Below are 20,826 nucleotides of genomic sequence, written 5' to 3' on the forward strand. Positions count from 1 at the left end.
CGAATGGAATGGCCGAGGCTTTCGTGCGTACGATCAAACGCGACTATGTCCGCGTCAATCCGACACCCGATGCGCAAACCGTCATCCGATCGCTGTCGAAATGGTTCGACCACTACAACCAACTTCACCCGCATCGCGCGCTGGGTTATCGTTCGCCGCGTGAGTTCATTGCCGATAGGTCAATCAAAGAGGCTGTGGAGCCCGTGTCCGGAAATTAAGGGGCGACAACACCAGGACCAGGGCTGTTGCCTACGCCGGCAGCATGACCACCTTGGTCTTGACCGGCGTTCGCGAATAGAGGTCGAGCATGTCCTGGCTGAGGAGGCCGGTGCAGCCGCTCGTGATGCCCTGCCCGATCGTCTCGGGGTCGCAGGTGCTGTAGATCGTGTAGACCGTGTAGGCGCCGTTCTTATAGAGATAGAGCACGCGGGCGCCGAGCGGATTTTCCAGACCTCCCGGCATGCCGCCGGCATATTTGCGCGCCTCCGGCTGGCGCGCCATCATCTCCTTGGGCGGCGTCCAGGTGGGCCATTCGGCCTTGCGCCCGACATAAACCTCGCCGCTCCACAGGAACCCGGGGCGGCTGACATTGGCGCCGTAGCGGGTGGCGTTTCCGTCGCCTTCGACGCGGTAAACATAGTAGTTGGCGGGATCTACGATAATCGTGCCGGGCGCTTCCTTGGTTTCGTAGCGCACTGTTTTGCGAAAATATTTCGGATGGAGCTTGCCGATGTCGACCGCCGGGATCGGATATTTCTCGCTGGGCACGGCCGCGTAAAACCTCGCCGCCTCGGCGCGGCCCATGTCGTCGGACACGCAACCGGCGAGGCCGGCCGCGCCGAGACCGGCGGCGGAGCCGACCAGAAACGACCGGCGGTTGAGACGCCCCGGCGCAAGCCCGCGCAGAGCGTCCTCGTTTCTTTCGCCAGAAGCGGCGATCCCTTCGTCCATGATCATGATTTTGGAGCCCCCATGACCTGTCGCCCGACCGGATACTCCGGCATAAGCCCGGCTAACGTCGTAGCTGAGCTGAGACCTTGCCATCACTTGCTTTTCGGAATGTAAAGAACGTCGCCTATGACCAACGATTCCGGTCATTCTGTGGCGGAACCAGGCCCCGCGGCACCGCGCACGCCGGATTTCTATTCTTCGATGCGGCGCAGAAATTCCGACGTTCTTGCGAGACCTTCCACGAGCACATCACGATTATTGGCGTAGCCGATCCGGATATAGCCTTCGCCGTCCAGGGCGCTGCCCGGCGTGAACATGACGCCTGTCTTTTCGAGCAGCGCGACGCAAAAGTCGCGAGACGTCATGGCAATGTCGACGCGAACCCATGCCGTCGTGCCTGACTTCGGCTTCACATAGGACAAGCGGGGCTCTTTGGCGATCCAGGCGTCGAGCAGGGAGAGGTTTGTTCGCAAAATGCCGTGGTTGCGTTTGAGGATCGCATCCCGGTTTTCGAGCGCAATGGACGCGAGGAGATCATTCAGCATGCCGACGCTGATCGTGTTGTAGTCACGATGGATCCGCACGCGATGGATCAACTCGACAGGCGCAACGATCCAACCGACGCGCAAGCCCGCGAGCGACCAGGTCTTCGACATGCTGCCGGTGCTGACGCCTTTTTCGTAGAGGTCCGCGACCGACGCGGTGAATCCGGCGCCATGCTGGTCGGCGCCGCGATAGACCTCGTCGCTAAACAGATAAGCGCCGCATGAACGCGCAATCTCGACGATCTCTTCAAGAAAAGCGCGTTCCATCAACGACCCGGTCGGGTTGTTCGGATTGTTGACGGCGATGACGCGCGTTGACGGCGTGACCATGCGCCTCAGTTCGTCGAGATCGGGCAGGAAGGCGTCTGCCTCGCGCAGGCGCAAGACATCGACTTTCGCGCCGTAGCTCTCGGCGATCGAGTAGTGCTGCTGATAGGTCGGCAGCACCGATATCATGTGATCGCGCGGCTCGATGAGCGTTTCATAGACGAGCGCATTCGCGCTGATCGCGCCATGTGTGATCAGCACATTGGGCGCGCATTGGTTCTCGTATAAGGATGCGACATTGCTGCGCAGGCGCTCCGTGCCGTCGATTTCGCCGTAGGTCAGCTTCATCGGCAGAATTTCGCCGAGCAACGCCTCCTCCTTGCCGGCAATTTTCAAGAGCTCGGCGACGGACAGCGACTCGACGCAAGTTTCGGCAAGGTTCAGCTCGCAGGCGTTCTCATAGAGATACATCCATCGTTCGACTCCGAACTCCCTGATTTGCATGAATGGCGTCCTTATGCCGAAGCTGTGGTCTGGGCCGGCAATTGGCGGAGATGGTTCTTCGTGAGCATAGTATTTTGGCTGCAGGAGCGGAATCGGCGACGTCGCCGGCAGAGGCGGGTGCGGGCGGGGCCGTCGCCTTTCGTTGCCTCCCGCCCGCTGCTGGCCTAAGAGAGAGCGCCATGCAGAATGCGCCTTTGCTCAAACCTGCCGCTGACACGCTCGCCGAACTGCGTGGCGAGATCGACCGTATCGATCGCGACATGCATCGGCTGCTGATGCAGCGCGGCGAGATCATCGACCGGCTGATCGCCGCCAAGCGCGCGCAAGGCGGGGGCTGCGCCTTTCGGCCCGATCGCGAGGCGCAGATGATGCGGGCGCTGGTCGAACGTCACGCGGGAACTTTGCCGCTCGACGCCGTCGAGGGCGTCTGGCGGGTCATCGTCTCGACCTTCACCTATGTGCAGGCGAATTATTCGGTGCATGCCGACGACAGCGGCGGCGATGCGCAAATCCGCGATTCCGCGCGATTCCACTTCGGGTTCACCGTCCCCTATGTCGCGCACCACGGCGCCGGCGCGGTGATCGAAGCGGTCGGCGCGTCGGCCGGCGACCTCGGCATCTTGCGCGCGTCCGGCGGCCTCGCCGACGGCGCCTGGTGGATGCGCCTTGTCGGCGAGGAGGCCCCAAAGATCATCGCGCGCCTGCCTTTCGTCGAGCGGCCGAATCACCCCGCCGGCCTGCCGGTGTTTGTCGTCGCGCGGCTCGCGCCCGACGCGATGGCGCAGGGCGTGACGCTTTATGCGGTCGGCCTCGCGCGCTGGACTCACGCGTTGCCGGCGGCCTTTCAGACGCTCGGGGGCGAAATTCTGGCCAGCGCGCCGCATCCCGAAGGTCTGGCACTGCTCGTCGCCGCGGCCGGCGACGCCGACGCCCAGTCTTTCGCCAAAGCGATGGCCGCCGCCGGGGTCGAAGGCGCGCGGGTCGACGTGATCGGCAGCCACGCCATGCGTTTTCAGCTCAATGACGCCCGCAGCGGCGTCTTCGCGCCTTAGTCCGCCGGCTGAGCGTCGGAACCTTGGAAAGGGTTCAAGAGCTGCGTTCCGGTGCCGGCGACGTCGTGCGTATTGCGCGTCACCAGGATAAGTCCGCGCGTTAGCGCCGTCGCCGCCATCAGCCCGTCGACGAAGGGCAGGGGATTTGGAACGCTCAGCCGCGCCCAAGCATCGGCGATGGCTTCGTCGACCGGAATGACGCGGTCCTGCAACTTTTGCCGCATCCCCGCCAACCAAGCGTCAAGCCTGTCGGCCTGGCCCGGGTCTTTCGATTGCTTCAACTCGACGCCACGGCGAATTTCTGCAAGCACGAGGACGCTCGTTGCGAGATCGCGCGGGTCAACGGACTGCGCCCAGGCGGCGACACTGGGATCTGCGTGCGTTCCTTTCCGCAATTCCGAGATGACATTCGTGTCGAGGAGAAATTTCATAGATCGATCTCGCGCCAGCCCTTCTCGCGTCTTTGCGGGAAGACTCCGTCGAACGCGTCATCCGGCAGGTCGGACGCAAAAATATCGAGAACGGACTCGGTCTTTGGCGTCGCCAGCGCGGCGATGATCGCGCGTCGAAGCCTCTGCGCCTGAAGTTCGTCATCGCCACGCAGAACTTCGACGACTCGCTGAACGAGCGCGAGATCGTCCGGCGGCTGCGGCGCGGGCGCCGCTGGCGGCGATTCGGGGTCGGGCGCGCCGACGCGTTCGAATGTCAGGCGCTCATTCGCCATATCAACGTCGCGCGTGCGGAAACCGGCGCTCAACCACGCCTTCGTCATCACATTGTTGGAGCCGTTGTTGGACCACCAGGCCCGGTGCTGACGCGCCGAAAATGGAAGCTCGAAGCCGAGAATTTTCTCTAAATCGCCGAAACGGTATGGCACTTCTCGATAAGGCTGTTTGCGTAGATGGGCGGTCAAGGGCTCGTATTTGGACATGTGCGCTCTCCTTTCAACCAGTGTGTGTTTTTTTTAAACATAAACACTGTGTGTGTCAAGCGGAGCTTGTCGAAAAACTTTGCGCTCCTTGCGCCAAGGCTTATGAGAGGACGCTCCCGCTGCGCCGCCGAAAAGACGAAATGACGAAGCCCGTTCCCCGCCCGAGCGTTCTCGCGATCGACGCTTACGTGCCCGGCAAGAGCGCCGCGCCGGGGGCGGCGCGCGTCTTCAAACTGTCGGCCAACGAAACCCCGCTTGGGCCTTCGCCGCGCGCCATAGAGGCCCTGCGCGGCATGGCGGACCATATTGCGCTTTATCCGGAAGGTTCGTCGCGCGCCCTGCGCGAGGCGATCGGCGCGCGCTATGGCCTGAATCCTGAACGGATCATCGCCGGCGCCGGCTCGGACGACATTTTGGAGCTGCTGGCGCTCGCCTATGTCGGTCCGGGGGACGAGGGCGTCTACAGCCAATACGGGTTTCTCGAATATAGAATCGTCATTCTCGCCGCCGGGGGAACGCCCATCGCAGCGCCCGAGAGGAACTACACAGCGGATGTCGACGCGCTGCTCGGCTGCGTGAGCGAGAGAACGAAAATCGTTTTTCTGGCCAATCCGAACAATCCGACCGGCACATTCTTGCCCGCTGGCGAAGTCGCGCGGCTGGCGCGTTCGCTGCCTTCGCATGTGTTGCTGGTGCTCGACGCCGCCTATGCCGAATATGTCGTCCGCGACGATTACGAGGCGGGAATCGCGCTGGTCGACGCGCATGAAAATGTCGTGATCACCCGCACCTTTTCAAAAATTTTCGGCCTTGCGGGTTTGCGCGTCGGCTGGGGATACGGACCCGCGCATGTGATCGCGGCGTTGAACCGAATCCGCTCGCCCTTCAACGTTTCGAGCGTAGGGTCGGCCGCGGCGATCGCCGCCCTGTCGGATCGCGCGCATCTCGACGCGGCGATCGCGCATAATGCGCGCTGGCTGCCGTGGCTCACCCGGGAAATTACCGCGCTGGGCCTCGACGTTTTGCCGAGCGTCGCGAACTTCGTCGCCATCCGCTTCCCGGAGACGCCAGGATCGACGGCCGCCGACGCCGACCATTTCCTCACCTCGCGCGGACTGGTGCTGCGCGCCATCGGCGCTTATGGCATGCCGGAATTTTTGCGGCTCACCGTCGGCGCGCAAGAAGCCAATGAACGCGTCGTCGAAGCGCTCGCCGAATTCATGCGGAGCGCCCGTTCGCGGCAAGGCGCGCAAGCAGACGCTCAAGCAGACGCGCAAGCAGACGCTCATGGCTGAAGTCATTTGCGAACGTCTGGCGCTGATCGGCGCCGGACTCATCGGCTCGTCGATCGCGCGCGCGGCGCGCCAGTTCGGCGCGGCGCGGCATATCGCAATCGTGGATTCATCGCCGCAGGTCGTCGGTCGCTGCGCCGAACTCGGCCTTGCCGACATCGTCACCCAGGATTGCGCGCTGGCCGTCGCCGGCGCCGATCTCGTCATCGTTTGCACGCCGGTCGGCGCTTGCGGCGCGGTCGCGCAAGCCATTGCGCCGCATCTTAAGGACGGCGCCGTCGTATCCGACGTCGGTTCGGTGAAGGGCGCGGTCGTCGCGCAGATGGCGGCGCATCTTGCCGAACCTGCGCGCTTTATCCCCGCCCATCCGATCGCCGGAACGGAGTTCTCGGGCCCTGATGCGGGATTCGCTACGCTCTTTCAAAACCGCTGGTGCATTCTCACGCCGCCCGAAAACGCCGACGTCGAGGCCGTAGAAAAGCTGACGCAGTTCTGGATTTGCTTGGGCGCGAATGTCGAGACGATGAGCGTCGCCCATCATGACGCGGTGCTTGCGCTCACCAGCCATCTGCCGCATCTCATCGCCTATAATATCGTCGGCACGGCGGATGATTTCGGCGACGAGACGCGCTCCGAAGTCATCAAATTCTCCGCTTCCGGCTTTCGCGATTTCACCCGCATCGCAGCGTCGGACCCAATCATGTGGCGCGATATTTTTCTCGCCAACAAGGATGCGGTCTTGCAGATGCTCGGCCGGTTCAATGAGGACTTAAGCGCTTTGCAGCGGATGATCAGGCGCGGCGACGGGCAGGGGCTCCTGGAGTTCTTTGCGCGCACGCGCGAAATCCGCCGCTCGATCGTCGAACAGGGCCAGGACACCGCCGCCCCGGACTTCGGAAGGCGAGGGTAGGGGGCGGCGCGCCCGTCTCGCCACGGCGTGGCCTATGCGGGGATGATCTATGACCGAAGCGGATTCCAATGCGCTGCGCGTTGCTTTCGAAGACGCCGCTCCAGGCTATGACGCGCTGCGACGCAAACTCATTCCGCATTTCGACGCCTTCTACAGGACCACGCTCGATCTTCTCGAAGAGGCTGTCGGCGCGGGCGACTTCCGCTGCGTCGACCTTGGCGTCGGCACCGGTCTTTTGTCGGAAATGATTCTCGAGCGGTTTCCCGGCGCGCAAATCGAAGGCGTCGATCTCGCGCCGAAAATGCTCGACGCCGCGAGAGAGCGGCTTGCGATTTACGGCGCGCGCTTGCGCTTAACGCTCGCCGACTACGCGACCACGCCGCTTCCCGGACCGCTCGACGCCGTCGTCTCGGCGCTGTCCATCCACCATCTCGATCATGAGGCGAAACGCCGGCTCTTCCAGCGGATTTATGAGGCGCTGCGGCCTGGTGGAATTTTTCTTAACGCCGACCAGTCGCTTGGCGCAACGAGCGAAATCGAGGACGCCTATCAGCGCCGCTGGGAGGCGGACGTCCGACGCACAGGCATCGCCGAAGACGATTTCGCGGCGGCGAGAAAGCGCGCGGCGCTCGATCGCAGCGCGCCCTTCACCGACCAGATTGCCTGGCTCCAAGAGGCGGGGTTCCGCTATGCCGACATCGGCTGGAAGCGCCATCGCTTCACGGTATTTTACGCGCAGCGCTAGCGCTAGCATCGCTTTGCGACGCGTGGCCGATGCGCAACGCTTCGTTGGCGTTGCGCGAGATGATCTGCTGCACCTTGCCGGAGAGCACGGCGAGCAGCCAGGGCAGCTGGATGTCGACGCGCAGCAAATCCTTCAGCACCGTGATCTGCGCCGTCGCTGTTTGACCGAGCGCCGCGACCCGAACCGTGGCGATGTCCCCGGCCCACGCCACTTCGGAATGTGCGACCTTGTCGACATAGTCGTGCTGCATTTTGGCCAGCTGTTCGGAGACGCGGGCTTTCGCCGCTTCGACGCCGAGATTATGCGGCACAGTGACGGTGATGGCGTTCGACATGGCTTCCTCCACTCGCCCCAATGTAGGCGCCTTCGGCCGAATGAGAAGAACGGCGCGGCTGAAGGCGTCGGGTAGCAGGATGGATTTTCGAGGGGCCATTTTAAGGACGGAGATGGCGTTCGCTCTTATTTTGAGCGTCGCAGCAACCGACGTTGTCGCCCTCGACGTTCCCACGCCTCCACGTCGGCCCGCTTCCTCTCGGAAGGAGCCTACTCCTGAAGCAAAACCCCCGTCGAACGGCCAGCCGCTGCAAGCGGCGACGGAGCCCCGAGAGGATTGCATGGCGAAACTGCGCGAGGCGGGGGTCGAGTTCGAGCCCGCCCAAGCGCCGGCCGGCGATCTTGATGGCTGCGCAATCGATGCGCCGGTGCGTGTCGCGGCAATCACGGTCGACAAGCGGCGCGTCGCGCTCAATGGGAAGCCAATGCTCAGTTGCGCCTTTGCTCTTAAGTTTTCCGATTTCGTGCAACATCTGCTCGCGCCGCTTGCCGTCGGGACTCTCGATGCGTCGCTCGTCGCGATCGAATCAGGTCCGGGCTATCAATGCCGCGGGCGCAATCAAAATGCCGAGGCAAAGCTCAGCGCCCACGCCAAGGGCCTCGCGCTAGACGTCGGGGCATTTGTTATCTCCGACGGACGAAAAATTGCGGTCGACGCTCAGCCTGACCGCCAATCGTCAGCTTACGTCAATACGCTAAGAACGGCGGCCTGCGGCTGGTTCACGACCGTTCTCGGTCCAGGTTCGGATCCCTATCACGTAAGCCATCTGCATTTCGATATCGAACGGCACGGATCGAACGGCGGCTATCGCATCTGCCAATAGGGGCCCGCGTAACGCTCAATGCCGGTTCGACGTGGCGTCAGTTCGCTGACGCCAGAAGTCCCAGCCGCGTCAGCTCATGCTCGCGAATATTGCGCGTGACCGGATAGTATCCGCCTTTTTTTGCCTGCGTCTGTCCGTCCTTGGACAAGACATATTTGACGAATTCGCCGCTCAGCGGGTCGATCGGCTTCTTGGGATCCTTCAGCACATAAATGTAGAGGCCTCGCGCCAGCGGATATTTCCGTGAATAGGTGTTGTCGAAGGAGGCGTCGTAGCAGCCTTTGCCGGCCTCCCCCACGGGGACGGCGCGCACAGCGCTCGTCTTATAGCCAATGCCCGAATAGCCCATCGCAGATTTATCGGCGCCGACGGCGCTCACGACGGCTTCCGAGCCGATCTGCATTTGAACGGTATCTTTGAAGTCGCCGCCGCCCAAGGCGTGCTGCTTAAAATATTTATAGGTGCCAGACAGAGCGTTTCGGCTCTGCAAAGCAATGGGTATTGTCGCCCATTCGCCAGTAAGGCCAAGTTCGCCCCAGGTCCGGATGCTCTTACCGCCGCCGCCTTTCGGATCGGCCGCGAAAATGCGCTCGATCTGCTCCATACTGACGCATTTCAGCGGATTATCCCTGTGGACATAAATCGCCAAGCCGTCGATCGCGACAAGAACCGCCGTTGGCTTGTATCCGTATTTGGCCTCGAAGGCGCCGATCTCGTCGGGCGTCATCTGCCGCGACATCGGACCTAGCTGCGATTCTCCCGAGAGCAGCGCCGGGGGCGCCGTGTTCGAGCCCTTGCCGATAAGTTCGATTGACACATTCGGATAAATCGCCTGAAAGCCTTCGGCCCATAGCTCCATTTCATGTTGCATCGTGTCCGAGCCGACCGACTTTAATTTTCCCGAAAGTCCATTGACCACCTTGTAGGGAGAGAGCTCCATATCCAGCGCGGCCGCGCCGGCGGTCAAGATCGCGAACGCGGCGACGGCGGCGCAGAAGGCGCGCAGTTTCATGGCTTGTCTCCCTTGCGTAAATTCATTGCGTCCGAGACCACCCCGTCGCGGCAAGAACGCGATCGATGTGGAACGGCTTGGGGATTTCCCGCTACGCGGATGCGGCGTCAGACGTTCTTGCTTTCGCCACAATTTCGCTCGGCGAAATGACAGGCGCATGACGCCTGCGTGACGGCGCGGCCGCGCCGTGTGCGGATCAACAAGCGCGCGCAAAAAAACCGGAAGGCGACGCGTCGCCTTCCGGTTTACGATTTTCCGGGCCGCCTCGCGAGCGGCCCGAGTCTGTTCGTTTAGTAGCTGTAATACATGTCGAATTCGACTGGATGCGGGGTCATTTCGAAGCGCATCACGTCCTGCATCTTGAGGTCGATGTAGGAGTCGATGAAGTCCTTGTCGAAGACGCCGCCGGCGGTCAGATAGGCTTGGTCGGCTTTAAGATTCTCGAGCGCTTCGCGCAGGCTGCCGCACACCGTCGGGATCGCCTTCAACTCTTCCGGCGGAAGGTCGTAAAGGTCCTTGTCGGCCGGTCCGCCCGGATCGATCTTATTGGCGATGCCGTCGAGGCCGGCCATCAGCATGGCCGCGAAGGCGAGATAGGGATTCGCCGTCGGATCGGGGAAGCGGACCTCGACGCGTTTCGCCTTCGGGTTGGTGCTGAAGGGGATGCGGCACGACGCCGAGCGATTGCGCGACGAGTAGGCGAGCAGCACCGGCGCCTCATAGCCCGGGACCAGACGCTTGTATGAGTTGGTCGACGGGTTGGTGAAGGCGTTCAGCGACTTGGCATGTTTGATGATGCCGCCGATGTACCACAGGCACTCCTGCGAGAGGCCGGCGTATTTGTCGCCCGCGAAGACCGGCTTGCCGTCCTTCCAGATCGACTGATGGACGTGCATGCCCGAGCCATTGTCGCCGAAGACGGGCTTGGGCATGAAGGTCGCCGACTTGCCGTAGGAATGCGCCACCTGGTGGATGGCGTATTTATAGACCTGCAGATGATCGGCGACGGTGACGAGCGTCTCGAACTTCAGACCGAGTTCGTGCTGCGCCGACGCGACTTCGTGATGGTGCTTCTCCACCTTGACACCCATCGCCGCCATGGCGGCGAGCATCTCGCTGCGCATGTCCTGCGCCGAGTCGACCGGCGGCACCGGGAAATAGCCGCCCTTGGTGCGCACGCGGTGGCCGAGATTGCCGCCCTCATAAGCCGTGCCCGAGTTGGAGGGCAACTCGGTCGAGTCGAGCGTGAAGCCAGTGTCGTAAGGCTCGGTCGAAAAGCGCACGTCGTCGAAGACGAAGAATTCGGCTTCGGGACCGAAATAGGCGGTGTCGCCGACGCCGGCGGTCTTGATATGGGCCATCGCCTTCTTGGCGATGCCGCGCGGATCGCGGTTGTAGGGCTGGCCTGTCGAGGGCTCCATGACGTCGCAGACGATCGAAAGCGTCGACGCCGCGAAGAAAGGGTCGATGGAGGTGGACGCCAGATCGGGAACCAGCGTCATGTCCGATTCATTGATCGCTTTCCAGCCCGCAATCGACGAGCCGTCGAACATGATGCCTTCGGTCAACGCCTCCTCATCGACGATCGAGACGTCGAACGTAACATGCTGCCACTTGCCGCGCGGGTCGGTAAATCGGAAATCGACGTATTTAACGTCGTCGTCCTTGATCTGCTTAAGTACGTCCTTGGCCGTGGTCATTTGGTTCGATGCCTCTCTTTGCTGATCTTGCTGGTTAGCAGTTTTCGTATTGGGCGCGGCGGAGCGTTTGAAGATGTTGGCGAGGAAGCTCATGGGGCGGGGGCTCAGTGCTAGATGGCGTCCGCGCCGGTCTCGCCGGTACGGATGCGGATCGCGCCTTCGATGTTGGAAACAAAAATCTTGCCATCGCCGATGCGGCCAGTTTGCGCGGCGGTGCGTATAGCCTCGACGGCCCGCTCCACGGCATCGTCCGCAAGAACGATCTCGATTTTAACTTTCGGCAGAAAATCAACGACATACTCTGCGCCGCGATAGAGTTCCGTATGCCCTTTCTGGCGCCCGAATCCCTTCGCTTCGGTGACCGTAATGCCTTGCAGCCCAGCCGCCTGCAGCGCTTCCTTGACCTCATCGAGCTTGAACGGCTTGATGATCGCCTCGACCTTTTTCATTAAATCCCCCGCGCGCTTAGCTTAAGCCCCGGCCCCGCTAGCGACTTTGGCTCGGCTGAAGAACCGCCGAGCTTCTAACATTGCCGCGTTGGTCGCGCCATGGCCAAAGTTCCGGCGCCGGCTAAGAGATTGGCGCCCACATGACAAGCGACATGCATATCTATTAGGCTATACGCACAATAATTAAGCGTCACCCCGATCGTCGACAACCGCGGGCAAATTTTCCGTGGCGCCCCATTCCGACCAGGAACCGTCATAAACCATCGCCAGAGGGCGGCCTGTCGCGGCTAGCGCGAGACTAATGATGCAAGCCGTGAGCCCGGAGCCGCAGGTCGCGATGACGGGCGCGTCGGGATTGAGGCCTGCGGAAGCAAACGCCGCTTCGAGTCCGGCGCGTTCTTTCATTCGTCCGCGTTCGAGCAAATTGCCGAACGGAAGATTGAGCGCGCCCGGCATGTGGCCGGAGCGCAGGCCGGGGCGCGGCTCGGGCGCCCAGCCATGGAAACGCTCGGCGCCGCGCGCGTCCGCCACTTGCGCCCCGCCAAGGTCGAGCGCGCGCCGCACGGCCTCAGCGTCGGCGACAACGCTCGCGTCGAAACGTGGCGTAAAATCGACTGGCGCTCTCTTGCGCGCTTCGCCCTGTTCGAGCGGCCGCCCTTCCGCTTTCCAAGCGGGAAGGCCGCCCGCGAGGATCGACGTATTTTCGGCGCCGAAGACGGCGAGCGTCCACCAAAGGCGCGGCGCGGAAAAAATGCCGACGCTGTCATAGACGACGGCCCGCATGCCGTCGCCAAATCCAAGCCGGCGCATCTCGGCGGCGAAGGCCTCGGCTTTCGGCAACATATGCGGCAGGCCGCTGGAACGATCGGAGACGGCGTCGATATCGAAGAATTGCGCGCCGGGAATATGCCCCGTAAGGAATTCAGCGTGCGCGTCGCGGCCGGTCGCCGGCATATGCCACGAGGCGTCGAAGACGACGAGGTCGGCGTCGGAGAGATGTACGGCAAGCCAGTCGGGGGAAACGAAAAGTGAATTGGGATCGACTGTGCGCGCCATGGCTCCGCTCGCTCATCGCCTGACGCGGCTTGCATCCCGCCGGCTGGCGTTCACAATACGCCGATTCGATTCTCACGCCATCGGCGCTCAAACGTCATGCTCGACATTCCAGGCAAAGCCTGCGGCTCCTGTTTCTTCTGCTGCAAGGTTCTTGAAATCGAAGAATTCAAGAAGCCGGCCGGCAAGCTTTGCGAACATTGCGCGCTCTCCGGCGGCTGCGGCGTTTACAACACGCGCCCGCAGGTGTGCCGCGACTACTATTGCCGATGGAAGGACGAGCGCAGCTTCTCTTCGCAATTGCGGCCCGACCGCGTCGGCACGCTGCTGATGGATGACCCGGACAGCGACGAATACCTCGCGGTCTGCGACCCGGAAAAGCCGTTTTCCTGGCGCAATCCTCTCGTATTCAAGCATCTCGTCGCCGAGGCCAAGGCGGGACGGCTCGTCGTCGCAAAGGCCGGACTGCGGGCATGGCGCATTTTCGAGGACGGACATTGGCAAGAATGGGCCTGAGCCTCTGCGCCGCCGCCGGCCAACAACGCCTCGGAGCGTTCGGCCGGGAAATCGCGCCAGAGCGACGCGCCGCAACCGTGAGCGCGATCGACCGTCGCTTCGGCCATTCGGCGCGCTGCGGCTTCGCCGCCATCGCGACCTCCTTTGCGCTTTGCGCCACCGCGGGGGCGGAATCTCTCAGGGCGCATTATGCGCTCAGCCTCATGGGGCTTTCGATCGGCAGCGCATATGCCTCGGGCGTCGTCGATCCGCAGAATTACCGGGTCGAAATCTCGATGCGGACGACCGGCCTCGCCAATCTCATCAACAACGCCAGGGGCTCCGCTAGCGCGAGCGGAGGACTGACCCTCGCCGGGCCGTCGCCGGCAAGCTACGCCAACACGACGTCGAACAGCGATGAGACGCGCACGGTTCGCATGTTGCTCGCCGGCAATGCGGTGCGCACGGTCGAAGTACGGCCGGCGCCTTGGGACGCCGAAGCGCGCATCCCGGTGACGGAAAGCGCCAAGCGCCACATTGTCGATCCGGTCAGCGCGCTGATCATGAGAGTGCCGCCGGGACAGGAACTCACCGGTCCCTCGGCGTGCAACCGAACCATAGCGGTCTTCGACGGCGTCACGCGTTTCGACGTGGAGCTCGCCTATGCCGGCGATCATACGGCGCAAACGAGAGGCTATGCCGGCCCCGTCACCGTGTGTTCGGCGCGCTACACGCCGATCGCCGGCCATCGTCCCGACAGCTCGTCCACCCGTTATATGGCGAACAATCACGATATCAGCGTCTGGCTTGCGCCGCTGCCCGACGCCCATGTCGTCGTGCCGATCCACATCGCGATCGGGACCGCCGCCGGCAGGCTCGTCATCGACGCTTCGGAATTCGAGATCAATCAGCGCCGCGCCGATTCGAGACGCTGAGTGGCCTGCGCCGATTTCAGTCGACGCGAACTTCCTTCGTCTTCTTCCGGTTCATGCGATCAGACTCATATTCGAGATATCTGACTTCCAGAGGCTCCGCGCGCCCGTCAGGCCGCAGACAAAACGAGGGGCGCGGCGAAAAGCCTCCTTGCGGGGCCTGGAAGCAATCCGAGAAGCGCACTTCACATTGAAACATCGTTTCGGTTTTCGGCGCCGCCCGCGCGACGACGGCGCGCGCCTTTTCGATCGCTTGCCTGCATATTTCCGGGGCAAAGCCCCATGCCTCGCACTCGCTTTGCGACGCCATATATTTGCCGTCGCCGGAACAGACTGGCGAGCGTCGAAAGGCATAAAAGGCTGAAAATCCCGCAGCCACGATAGCGACGGCAACGATCACGAACTTGAACATGGAACATTTGCTCGCGAGATGGACGGGCGCCGCGTTCCGATAGATAGTCGTCGCCGCGCAGTTGCGGCAAGCGCAAACTCAGCTTTTGTTTGGAGCATTTGATGCGGCGATGCAGCGCAGCGTCGGCCGGTTCCCTCGCTTGACAGGGCTGTGCGTCTGCAATACTCCGAAATGACCGCATTTCGGAACCGCGGCCGAGAGCTGCGAGCATTATGGCTCTCCGGGCGGTTAGGGCCGAATTAGCGATGCAGACGCGTTCCCGCCTGAGTGAGGTCGATGTTGAACTGAGACCGAATTGGGCCGGCGTCAGCCATGCTATCCACTTGACCAATTCTATAACGACCGCAACGCCGCTTGCGCGGTTTGCAGCCCTGAATCTCGGCTTGTGGCAAAACCGGCAGTGTGTGACAGAAGGAGGAAACTATGGGCGCTATTCTTGAACTAACGAGCTATGCAGCGACCCCGGTCGGCATGATCGCGATCATCGTCATTGGCGCGGCCGCTTATTTCGCCGCCCGCTGGGTGTTCAGCGACTAAATCGACCTTACAAAGCTTAAAAAGCGCGGCGCGCTGGCTCGACCAGCGCGCCGTTTTTGTTGCATTGGCTTGCGGCGGCGCGCTAAGGCGCTTGCATCCTCCCGTACCTGCGGTATGGTGATCCGCCCACCTCTAACGGGCAGGGCGCAGCGACCCGGCCGGCCGGAATTTGAGCTGTGTTGATGTTTGTTGCTGGGCGAATCAAACAGATGCGCTGCGGTGGCGTGGCGGCGGAGGCGAGATGGCTCCTACCTCTTCGATCAGGGCCGTGAACGACCATAAGGACGGTTCGCGCGCCGTGCGGTCGAATGGCGCCGACGGCGCTCAGGTCGCAGCGGAGGTGGAGCGCATCGACGTCGCCATAGCCGATAAGAGCCCGCTGATCCTTGCCGGTCTGGACAAACTTCTGTCCGACGACCGCCGCTTCAAACTTGTGGCGAAGCTGACGGACGGCGAGGAATTTCTCGAGGCGGCGCGCCAGCAAAAATTCACCATCGCGGTCATCGGCTGGCAATTGCCGACGCTGCACGCCCGTGACGTCTTGCGCGCGCTGTCGCGCCAGGTCGCCGCGCCTAAGATCGTCGTTTACAGCGGCACCAACGATCCTGCGGCGCCGGCCGAGACTCTCCAGCTTGGCGGCGCCGGCTTTGTTTCGAAGCGCGCCCCGCCTGAGCGCCTTCTGGATGTGCTTGCCGCGGTGGCGGCGGGCGACATGGTGTTTCCTTTCGTCGACATTCGCAAAATGCGCAGCGATCCGCTGGAAAATCTGACGTTGCGGGAGCGGAGCCTGTTGTCGGCGCTTGGATCCGGCCATACCAACAGTCAACTCGCCAAGGATTTCGGCGTATCGATCAACACGATCAAATTTCACCTGCGCAATCTCTTTGAGAAGCTTGAGGTGCGCAATCGCGCGCAGGCCATCGCCCTGTTCCTGGAAATGAAACACGGCGCTTATCCGGGCGGCGGCGGCGGGCGCAACATGGAGCCGGGGACCTCGTCGCGCGGACGGCGAAACCGCTCCGATTAGTTCGCGTCGCCGTTAGGCGAACCCGCCCAAGCGCAGACCGCGTCATGGCGCCGGAAGCAACGCGTCGCTCTTGCCGGCGAGCCAATAGACGACCAGTCCCACCCACTCATGCGCGGCGAATTCGACGACGCCCAACGCCTTCGTCGGAGAACGCGGGAATTCGAGCCTGCCGGCGCCGCTCGTGCGGTAGTCGACGGGATAGGCGATTACATCGAATCCCGCTTGGCGAAACACGCCGACGGCGCGCGGCATATGCATCGCCGAAGTGACGAGCAGCCAACGTTCGCCAGGCTTGGGATGAAGCAGTTCGCGCGCGAACATCGCATTCTTATATGTATTGCGCGAACGGCGTTCGTATAAAATGTCGTTTTGATCGAGACCGACCTCGCGCCAGAAGCGCTCGACCACGTCGGCCTCGACATGGGGCGATCCGCGCAGCGCGGCGGAGCCGCCGGAAAAGACGAGGCGGGCGCTCGGATATTTGCGTTTGAGCGCGATCGGCGCGGTCAGGCGCTCGGCCGCGTCGACCAGCGTCGGCCGGTCGCGATCGGCGCTCAACCGCTCGTCGATCGCGCCGCCGAGAACGACAATGCCGTCCGGCGGCGCCATCGCGTCGGGCGGAGCCGGAAAGCGCGCCTCGAGCGGCCCCGCCAACAGACCGCCGAGCGGTCCGAACGCCATCACCAGCAAAGCGAACGCGCTCACGCTCGACAGCGCGCGTCCCAATGTTTGCCATCGCGTGAACAGCAGCGTTGCACCGACGACGCCGAGGAAGATGGCAAGCGGGACAGGCGCCAGAAGGAACTCGAAAGTCTTCGAGGCGGCAAAGAACATCGGTTCACGTCATCCCTCGGCGCGTCATCGGCGCGAAGCGGTCTCGGACCATTCGCTTCGCGCAATGCGGGCGCCTGCGCCCCGCCGGTTACATATTCGGATAATTCGGTCCGCCGCCGCCCTCCGGAGGGACCCAGGTGATATTTTGCGCCGGGTCCTTGATGTCGCATGTTTTGCAGTGAACGCAGTTTTGCGCATTGATCACGAAGCGCGGATCGCGGCGCGTCGCTTCGTCGGCATAGACCACTTCGTAGACGCCCGCCGGACAATAGAGCCGAGCCGGCTCGCCATAGATGGGAAGGTTACGCTCGATGGGAATCGCCGGATCGGCGAGCTTCAGGTGAACTGGCTGATCCTCCTCGTGGTTGGTGTTCGAGACGAAAACGGACGACAGCTTGTCGAAGACGAGTTTGCTTGCGCGTTTTGGATAGACGATCGGCGCAACTTCCGAGACCGGCTTTAAGGTCTCGTAATCGGCCTTGCCGTGCTTGAGCGTGCCGAAGAAGGAAAAGCCGAACAGCTCATTCGTCCACATGTCGAGGCCAAAGAGCGGCGCGCCGACATAGGTGCCGTATTTGGACCATAGCGGCTTGACGTTGCGCACGCGCTTCAGATCGCGACCGATGTCCGAGGATCGCCATGCCGCATCGTAGGAATCGACCTCGTCATGCGCACGGCCGTCGCCGATGGCCGCTGCGATATGTTCGGCGCACAAAATCCCCGAGAGCATCGCATTGTGCGATCCCTTGATGCGCGGCACGTTCATGAAGCCCGCGCCGCAGCCCGCCAGCGCGCCGCCGGGCATGACGAGCTTGGGCACGCTCTGCCATCCGCCTTCGGTCAGGGCGCGCGCGCCGTAGGACAGACGTTCGCCGCCTTCGAGCGTCGGCGCGATCAGCGGATGCGTCTTGAACCGTTGAAACTCGTCGAAGGGAGAGAGCGTCGGATTCGAATAGTTGAGATGGACGACGAAACCGATCGACACGAGATCATCGTCGAAATGATAAAGGAAAGAACCGCCGCCAGTATCGGCCGCGAGCGGCCAGCCGAAGGAATGCTGCACGAGCCCGTCCTTGTGCTTCTCCTTGGGAATGCGCCACAGCTCCTTGAAGCCGATGCCGAATTTCTGCGGCTCGCTGTTGGCGCAAAGGTCGTATCTCGCGAGCAGCTGCTTGGTCAGCGAGCCGCGCGCGCCTTCGGCGAAGATCGTGTATTTGCCCTTAAGCTCCATCCCTCGGGTGAAGCTGTCCTTTGGTTTGCCGTCGCGGCCGACGCCCATATCGCCCGTTGCGACGCCGACGACTTCGCCATTCTCGCTGTAGAGAACTTCGGCGCCGGCGAAGCCGGGATAGACCTCCACGCCAAGGTTTTCAGCTTCGGAGGCGAGAAAGCGCACGACATTGCCGAGCGAGCCGATGAAATTGCCGTGGTTGTTCATCAGCCGCGGCATCAGCAGATTGGGAATGCGAAGGCCGGCTTTTTCCGTCAGCAGCAGGAAATGGTCTTCATGCACCTGGGTCTTCAGCGGCGCGTCGTCGCGCGTGCGCCACTCAGGCAAAAGACGATCGAGGCCGATGGGATCAATCACCGCGCCTGACAAAATATGCGCGCCGGGTTCTGAGCCCTTTTCGATAACGACGACTGACAGATCCGGCGCGATTTGCTTCAAGCGAATCGCCGCGGCGAGGCCGGCCGGCCCTGCGCCGACCACGACCACGTCATATTCCATCGATTCACGCGGCGGCAGCTCGGTATCTTCAGCCATTTTCAATCCCTTTTTGCCTTTCTTGGAGGCATTCTAGCCTTTTTGCGGCCGCTGCGGCAAAAGGTGTTTCGTCTTCGAAGCGCGCTCCGTTTGAGCGGCTCGCGGCAAGGTTTCGTCGCGCGGCGGGAGAGGTGCATAATCAGGCCATGCCAGATCCGATCTCCAACGCCGCCGAATGAAGCGTCTCGCATTCTTGATCGCGCTGGCGCTTGTGGCTGTCGTCGTTTGGCGCATCGCCTATCGCCCAGCGCCTCCCGCCGATGTGTTCCTGGGCTATGTGGAGGGAGAAATCCTCTACATCGGTCCCTATGAGACCGAAAGGGTCGCGAGTCTCGCAGTCTCCGCCGGCGCCCAGGTAAAAAAGGGCGATCCGCTGTTCACGATGTCGACGACGCTTCTCGATCGGGCGCGCGACGAGGCGAGCGCGCGTATCGCTCAACTCGAGGCGCAAGTCGAAAATGTGCAGGCGGCGATGAACCGGCCGGAGCAGATTGCCGTTCTACAAGCGGGGCTGGAGCGCGCCGAGGCGGCGTTGCAATTGTCCCGCTCGGATTACGATCGGCAGCGCAAGCTTTACGCCGAAGGCCATGTCGCCAAGGCGGCGCTCGATCGCGCTGAGATGGCCCGCGCGCGCGACGAGGCGAGCGTCAAGGAAGCGCGCCGGCAGGTCGAGGCGTCGCGCATGGCGAGCCGTTCGCAGGAGATCGAGGCTGCGGAAGCCAATTTGAAACAGGCGCGCGCGCAACTCGACGCGATGAATATCCGCGTCAAGCGCCAAAGCGTCGTCGCGCCTGCCGAAGGCGTCGTCCAGGACGTCTTTTTCCGGCCTGGCGAAATCGTCACCGCCGGCCAGCCTGTAATCGCGCTGTTGCCGCCTGAGAATCGCAAAGTGCGGTTCTTCGTCTCAGAGCCTGAGTTGCCGAAAATTTCGCTTGGCGAGCGGATGCGCATCACCTGTGACGGGTGCGTCGACAATCTTTATGGGCGCGTCAGCTTTATCGCCAGCCGTCAGGAATATACGCCGCCCGTCATCTTTAGCGACAAGGAGCGCGCAAAACTCGTCTTCAAGGCCGAAGCGCGCCTGGAAGGCGCGGCGCGGGCCTTGCCGCTCGGGATGCCGGTCGCCGTGGCGCCCGCGCCGGAATCGACGGAATCGGCGCAATGAGCGTCGAGAGCGACATCGCGATCGATGTGCGCGGGCTGACCAAATCCTTCGGCGCCAAAAAGGTCGTCAATAATTTCACCCTGCAGGTTGCGCGCGGCATCATCCAGGGGTTTCTCGGCCCGAACGGCAGCGGCAAGACGACCACGATCCGCATGCTTTGCGGCCTGCTGACGCCCGACTCGGGCGAGGGAAAATGTCTTGGTTACGACATCCGCCGCCAGCAGAAAGAGATCAAGCGTTATGTAGGCTACATGACGCAGGGCTTTTCGCTCTATCGCGACCTTACTATTCGCCAAAATCTTGAATTCGTCGCTCGCGTATATGGACTTGAAGCGCCTGAAGACGCGGCTCAAGCGGCGCTCGAGCGATTGGGTCTTGTCGCGCGCGCAGATCAACTAGCCGGGGAACTTTCCGGCGGCTGGAAACAGCGGCTGTCGCTTGGCGCGTGCATTCTGCCTGGCCCGTCGCTGCTCCTTCTCGACGAGCCGACCGCTGGCGTCGATCCGAAAGCGCGGCGCGATTTCTGGGATGAGATTCATCACCTCGCGACGCAAGGCTTAACGGTGCTCGTTTCGACGCACTACATGGACGAAGCGGAGCGCTGTCATCAGATCGCCTATATCGCCAATGGCCGGCTGCTCGCCTCAGGCACGATTGCGGAAATCCTGGCGGGCGCGCAACTCTCGACATGGGTTGTCACCGGCGAGGGCCTCGATCCGCTCGGCAGCGAATTGAAACATCAGGCGGGCGTGGACATGGTTGCGCGCTTCGGTTCGGCTCTGCATGTCGGCGGGCGCGACGAAGCGGCGATGGAACGCATCGCGCGCCGCTATAGCGCGGAAGGCCGTCATCGCTGGAAACGTGACGAGCCGTCGCTTGAAGACGTGTTCATCGATTTGATGACACGGGCGGGGACCGACCAATGAGCGCGCAGCAAAGCCTGTCAAACGGCGTCGCGCGCCCTCCGCGTCGCGGCGCGCTTGCGCAATCCTGGCAGCGCTTTCTCGCCATGTTCGTCAAGGAATTCATCCAACTTCGTCGCGACAGGCCGACATTCGCGATGATCGTCGGCATTCCGCTCATTCAGCTGA

At 62.5% G+C, this 20,826-nt stretch carries 23 protein-coding genes and 1 pseudogene; 12 read left to right on the forward strand and 12 right to left on the reverse strand.

From position 1 onward, the window contains the following. The coding region (locus QZ964_RS16340) for an integrase core domain-containing protein (protein ID WP_292532800.1) at positions 1 to 218 on the forward strand (218 nt) is incomplete at its 5' end. Positions 219 to 249: 31 nt separating this feature from the next. On the opposite strand, the gene QZ964_RS16345 is transcribed toward QZ964_RS16340, so the two are convergent. Further along, positions 250 to 957 (reverse strand): L,D-transpeptidase, encoded by a 708-nt coding sequence (locus QZ964_RS16345; protein ID WP_292532801.1) that lies wholly within the window; start codon positions 955 to 957, stop codon positions 250 to 252. Between the two features lie 185 nt (positions 958 to 1,142). Next, positions 1,143 to 2,267 (reverse strand): aminotransferase, encoded by a 1,125-nt coding sequence (locus QZ964_RS16350; RefSeq protein ID WP_292532802.1) that lies wholly within the window; start codon positions 2,265 to 2,267, stop codon positions 1,143 to 1,145. Positions 2,268 to 2,446: 179 nt separating this feature from the next. Here QZ964_RS16350 and QZ964_RS16355 point away from each other — a divergent pair, with 179 nt between their 5' ends. Next, complete coding sequence (locus QZ964_RS16355; protein ID WP_292532804.1) at positions 2,447 to 3,319, forward strand: chorismate mutase; 873 nt, start codon at positions 2,447 to 2,449, stop codon at positions 3,317 to 3,319. On the opposite strand, the gene QZ964_RS16360 is transcribed toward QZ964_RS16355, so the two are convergent. Together QZ964_RS16360 and QZ964_RS16365 are read right to left on the reverse strand one after the other, a co-directional pair. Further along, on the reverse strand, positions 3,316 to 3,750 hold the full coding sequence (locus QZ964_RS16360) for a type II toxin-antitoxin system VapC family toxin (RefSeq protein ID WP_292532806.1): 435 nt from the start codon (positions 3,748 to 3,750) through the stop codon (positions 3,316 to 3,318). The genes QZ964_RS16355 and QZ964_RS16360 overlap by 4 nt on opposite strands. Beyond that, positions 3,747 to 4,250, reverse strand: a complete 504-nt coding sequence (locus tag QZ964_RS16365; protein WP_292532808.1) for a hypothetical protein — start codon at positions 4,248 to 4,250, stop codon at positions 3,747 to 3,749. Before QZ964_RS16365 ends, QZ964_RS16360 begins: the two co-directional genes overlap by 4 nt. 140 nt (positions 4,251 to 4,390) lie before the next feature. On the opposite strand from QZ964_RS16365, the gene hisC reads away from it, so the two are divergent. Genes hisC through QZ964_RS16380 form a run of 3 tightly spaced genes read left to right on the forward strand, consistent with a single transcriptional unit; the run spans position 4,391 to position 7,197 of the window. Beyond that, complete coding sequence (hisC, locus tag QZ964_RS16370) at positions 4,391 to 5,545, forward strand: histidinol-phosphate transaminase (RefSeq protein WP_292532809.1); 1,155 nt, start codon at positions 4,391 to 4,393, stop codon at positions 5,543 to 5,545. Continuing rightward, positions 5,538 to 6,452, forward strand: coding sequence for a prephenate/arogenate dehydrogenase family protein (locus tag QZ964_RS16375; protein WP_292532811.1), 915 nt, complete (start codon positions 5,538 to 5,540; stop codon positions 6,450 to 6,452). Before hisC ends, QZ964_RS16375 begins: the two co-directional genes overlap by 8 nt. Before the next feature lie 49 nt (positions 6,453 to 6,501). Continuing rightward, positions 6,502 to 7,197: a trans-aconitate 2-methyltransferase gene (locus QZ964_RS16380; protein ID WP_292532812.1), complete on the forward strand. Its 696-nt coding sequence runs from the start codon at positions 6,502 to 6,504 to the stop codon at positions 7,195 to 7,197. Here the strand turns inward: QZ964_RS16380 and QZ964_RS16385 are convergent. Next, positions 7,172 to 7,531 (reverse strand): polyhydroxyalkanoic acid system family protein, encoded by a 360-nt coding sequence (locus QZ964_RS16385; RefSeq protein ID WP_292532814.1) that lies wholly within the window; start codon positions 7,529 to 7,531, stop codon positions 7,172 to 7,174. The genes QZ964_RS16380 and QZ964_RS16385 overlap by 26 nt on opposite strands. Before the next feature lie 280 nt (positions 7,532 to 7,811). On the opposite strand from QZ964_RS16385, the gene QZ964_RS16390 reads away from it, so the two are divergent. Beyond that, complete coding sequence (locus QZ964_RS16390) at positions 7,812 to 8,354, forward strand: extensin family protein (protein ID WP_292532816.1); 543 nt, start codon at positions 7,812 to 7,814, stop codon at positions 8,352 to 8,354. A gap of 37 nt (positions 8,355 to 8,391) precedes the next feature. On the opposite strand, the gene QZ964_RS16395 is transcribed toward QZ964_RS16390, so the two are convergent. From QZ964_RS16395 to sseA, 4 genes are all read right to left on the reverse strand, one after another. Continuing rightward, positions 8,392 to 9,366 carry a phosphate ABC transporter substrate-binding protein gene (locus tag QZ964_RS16395; RefSeq protein ID WP_292532818.1) on the reverse strand — a complete coding sequence of 325 codons (975 nt, stop codon included), beginning with the start codon at positions 9,364 to 9,366 and terminating at the stop codon, positions 8,392 to 8,394. A 290-nt stretch (positions 9,367 to 9,656) separates the two neighbouring features. Further along, a complete protein-coding gene (gene glnA, locus QZ964_RS16400) occupies positions 9,657 to 11,066 on the reverse strand; it encodes a type I glutamate--ammonia ligase (RefSeq protein WP_292532820.1) in 1,410 nt (469 codons plus the stop codon). Positions 11,067 to 11,176: 110 nt separating this feature from the next. Next, positions 11,177 to 11,515 carry a P-II family nitrogen regulator gene (locus tag QZ964_RS16405; protein ID WP_292532821.1) on the reverse strand — a complete coding sequence of 113 codons (339 nt, stop codon included), beginning with the start codon at positions 11,513 to 11,515 and terminating at the stop codon, positions 11,177 to 11,179. Positions 11,516 to 11,698: 183 nt separating this feature from the next. After that, the gene (gene sseA / locus QZ964_RS16410; protein ID WP_292532823.1) at positions 11,699 to 12,571 is read right to left on the reverse strand and encodes a 3-mercaptopyruvate sulfurtransferase; all 873 of its coding nucleotides are present in this window, start codon (positions 12,569 to 12,571) and stop codon (positions 11,699 to 11,701) included. Positions 12,572 to 12,667: 96 nt separating this feature from the next. Here sseA and QZ964_RS16415 point away from each other — a divergent pair, with 96 nt between their 5' ends. Further along, entirely contained in the window at positions 12,668 to 13,084 is a 417-nt protein-coding gene (locus QZ964_RS16415) for a hypothetical protein (RefSeq protein WP_292532824.1), read from the forward strand. A 77-nt stretch (positions 13,085 to 13,161) separates the two neighbouring features. After that, positions 13,162 to 13,998, forward strand: coding sequence for a DUF3108 domain-containing protein (locus QZ964_RS16420; RefSeq protein WP_292532825.1), 837 nt, complete (start codon positions 13,162 to 13,164; stop codon positions 13,996 to 13,998). A gap of 16 nt (positions 13,999 to 14,014) precedes the next feature. Here the strand turns inward: QZ964_RS16420 and QZ964_RS16425 are convergent, their stop codons facing one another. Next, a complete protein-coding gene (locus QZ964_RS16425) occupies positions 14,015 to 14,407 on the reverse strand; it encodes a hypothetical protein (RefSeq protein ID WP_292532826.1) in 393 nt (130 codons plus the stop codon). Between the two features lie 778 nt (positions 14,408 to 15,185). Between QZ964_RS16425 and QZ964_RS16430 the strand changes: the two genes are divergently transcribed. Beyond that, on the forward strand, positions 15,186 to 15,971 hold the full coding sequence (locus tag QZ964_RS16430; RefSeq protein ID WP_292532827.1) for a response regulator transcription factor: 786 nt from the start codon (positions 15,186 to 15,188) through the stop codon (positions 15,969 to 15,971). Between the two features lie 42 nt (positions 15,972 to 16,013). On the opposite strand, the gene QZ964_RS16435 is transcribed toward QZ964_RS16430, so the two are convergent. Together QZ964_RS16435 and QZ964_RS16440 are read right to left on the reverse strand one after the other, a co-directional pair. Continuing rightward, positions 16,014 to 16,805 (reverse strand): YdcF family protein, encoded by a 792-nt coding sequence (locus QZ964_RS16435; RefSeq protein WP_292532829.1) that lies wholly within the window; start codon positions 16,803 to 16,805, stop codon positions 16,014 to 16,016. Positions 16,806 to 16,893: 88 nt separating this feature from the next. Further along, entirely contained in the window at positions 16,894 to 18,570 is a 1,677-nt protein-coding gene (locus QZ964_RS16440) for an electron transfer flavoprotein-ubiquinone oxidoreductase (protein ID WP_292532831.1), read from the reverse strand. Positions 18,571 to 18,745: 175 nt separating this feature from the next. Between QZ964_RS16440 and QZ964_RS16445 the strand changes: the two genes are divergently transcribed. From QZ964_RS16445 to QZ964_RS16455, 3 genes and pseudogenes are all read left to right on the forward strand, one after another. Then, a complete protein-coding gene (locus QZ964_RS16445; RefSeq protein WP_292532833.1) occupies positions 18,746 to 19,735 on the forward strand; it encodes an HlyD family efflux transporter periplasmic adaptor subunit in 990 nt (329 codons plus the stop codon). After that, positions 19,732 to 20,661: an ABC transporter ATP-binding protein gene (locus QZ964_RS16450; protein WP_292532835.1), complete on the forward strand. Its 930-nt coding sequence runs from the start codon at positions 19,732 to 19,734 to the stop codon at positions 20,659 to 20,661. Before QZ964_RS16445 ends, QZ964_RS16450 begins: the two co-directional genes overlap by 4 nt. Then, a pseudogene (locus tag QZ964_RS16455) lies at positions 20,658 to 20,826 on the forward strand (ABC transporter permease); the annotation flags it as partial. The gene QZ964_RS16450 and the pseudogene QZ964_RS16455, both read left to right, overlap by 4 nt.

The sequence above is a fragment of the Methylocystis sp. genome, assembly GCF_021731785.1.
In the GTDB taxonomy this organism is placed as follows: domain Bacteria; phylum Pseudomonadota; class Alphaproteobacteria; order Rhizobiales; family Beijerinckiaceae; genus Methylocystis.

Excerpts from the sequence above, each read along its gene's own strand:
- QZ964_RS16440 (WP_292532831.1), bottom strand. The coding sequence starts at position 18,570 with ATGGCTGAAGATACCGAGCTGCCGCCGCGTGAATCGATGGAATATGAC.
- QZ964_RS16415 (WP_292532824.1), top strand. The coding sequence starts at position 12,668 with ATGCTCGACATTCCAGGCAAAGCCTGCGGCTCCTGTTTCTTCTGCTGC.
- QZ964_RS16430 (WP_292532827.1), top strand. The coding sequence starts at position 15,186 with ATGGCTCCTACCTCTTCGATCAGGGCCGTGAACGACCATAAGGACGGT.
- QZ964_RS16390 (WP_292532816.1), top strand. The coding sequence starts at position 7,812 with ATGGCGAAACTGCGCGAGGCGGGGGTCGAGTTCGAGCCCGCCCAAGCG.
- QZ964_RS16375 (WP_292532811.1), top strand. The coding sequence starts at position 5,538 with ATGGCTGAAGTCATTTGCGAACGTCTGGCGCTGATCGGCGCCGGACTC.
- QZ964_RS16395 (WP_292532818.1), bottom strand. The coding sequence starts at position 9,366 with ATGAAACTGCGCGCCTTCTGCGCCGCCGTCGCCGCGTTCGCGATCTTG.
- glnA (WP_292532820.1), bottom strand. The coding sequence starts at position 11,066 with ATGACCACGGCCAAGGACGTACTTAAGCAGATCAAGGACGACGACGTT.
- hisC (WP_292532809.1), top strand. The coding sequence starts at position 4,391 with ATGACGAAGCCCGTTCCCCGCCCGAGCGTTCTCGCGATCGACGCTTAC.
- QZ964_RS16450 (WP_292532835.1), top strand. The coding sequence starts at position 19,732 with ATGAGCGTCGAGAGCGACATCGCGATCGATGTGCGCGGGCTGACCAAA.
- QZ964_RS16445 (WP_292532833.1), top strand. The coding sequence starts at position 18,746 with ATGAAGCGTCTCGCATTCTTGATCGCGCTGGCGCTTGTGGCTGTCGTC.
- QZ964_RS16425 (WP_292532826.1), bottom strand. The coding sequence starts at position 14,407 with ATGTTCAAGTTCGTGATCGTTGCCGTCGCTATCGTGGCTGCGGGATTT.
- QZ964_RS16355 (WP_292532804.1), top strand. The coding sequence starts at position 2,447 with ATGCAGAATGCGCCTTTGCTCAAACCTGCCGCTGACACGCTCGCCGAA.
- QZ964_RS16345 (WP_292532801.1), bottom strand. The coding sequence starts at position 957 with ATGATCATGGACGAAGGGATCGCCGCTTCTGGCGAAAGAAACGAGGAC.
- QZ964_RS16350 (WP_292532802.1), bottom strand. The coding sequence starts at position 2,267 with ATGCAAATCAGGGAGTTCGGAGTCGAACGATGGATGTATCTCTATGAG.
- QZ964_RS16380 (WP_292532812.1), top strand. The coding sequence starts at position 6,502 with ATGACCGAAGCGGATTCCAATGCGCTGCGCGTTGCTTTCGAAGACGCC.
- QZ964_RS16365 (WP_292532808.1), bottom strand. The coding sequence starts at position 4,250 with ATGTCCAAATACGAGCCCTTGACCGCCCATCTACGCAAACAGCCTTAT.
- QZ964_RS16360 (WP_292532806.1), bottom strand. The coding sequence starts at position 3,750 with ATGAAATTTCTCCTCGACACGAATGTCATCTCGGAATTGCGGAAAGGA.
- sseA (WP_292532823.1), bottom strand. The coding sequence starts at position 12,571 with ATGGCGCGCACAGTCGATCCCAATTCACTTTTCGTTTCCCCCGACTGG.
- QZ964_RS16405 (WP_292532821.1), bottom strand. The coding sequence starts at position 11,515 with ATGAAAAAGGTCGAGGCGATCATCAAGCCGTTCAAGCTCGATGAGGTC.
- QZ964_RS16435 (WP_292532829.1), bottom strand. The coding sequence starts at position 16,805 with ATGTTCTTTGCCGCCTCGAAGACTTTCGAGTTCCTTCTGGCGCCTGTC.
- QZ964_RS16385 (WP_292532814.1), bottom strand. The coding sequence starts at position 7,531 with ATGTCGAACGCCATCACCGTCACTGTGCCGCATAATCTCGGCGTCGAA.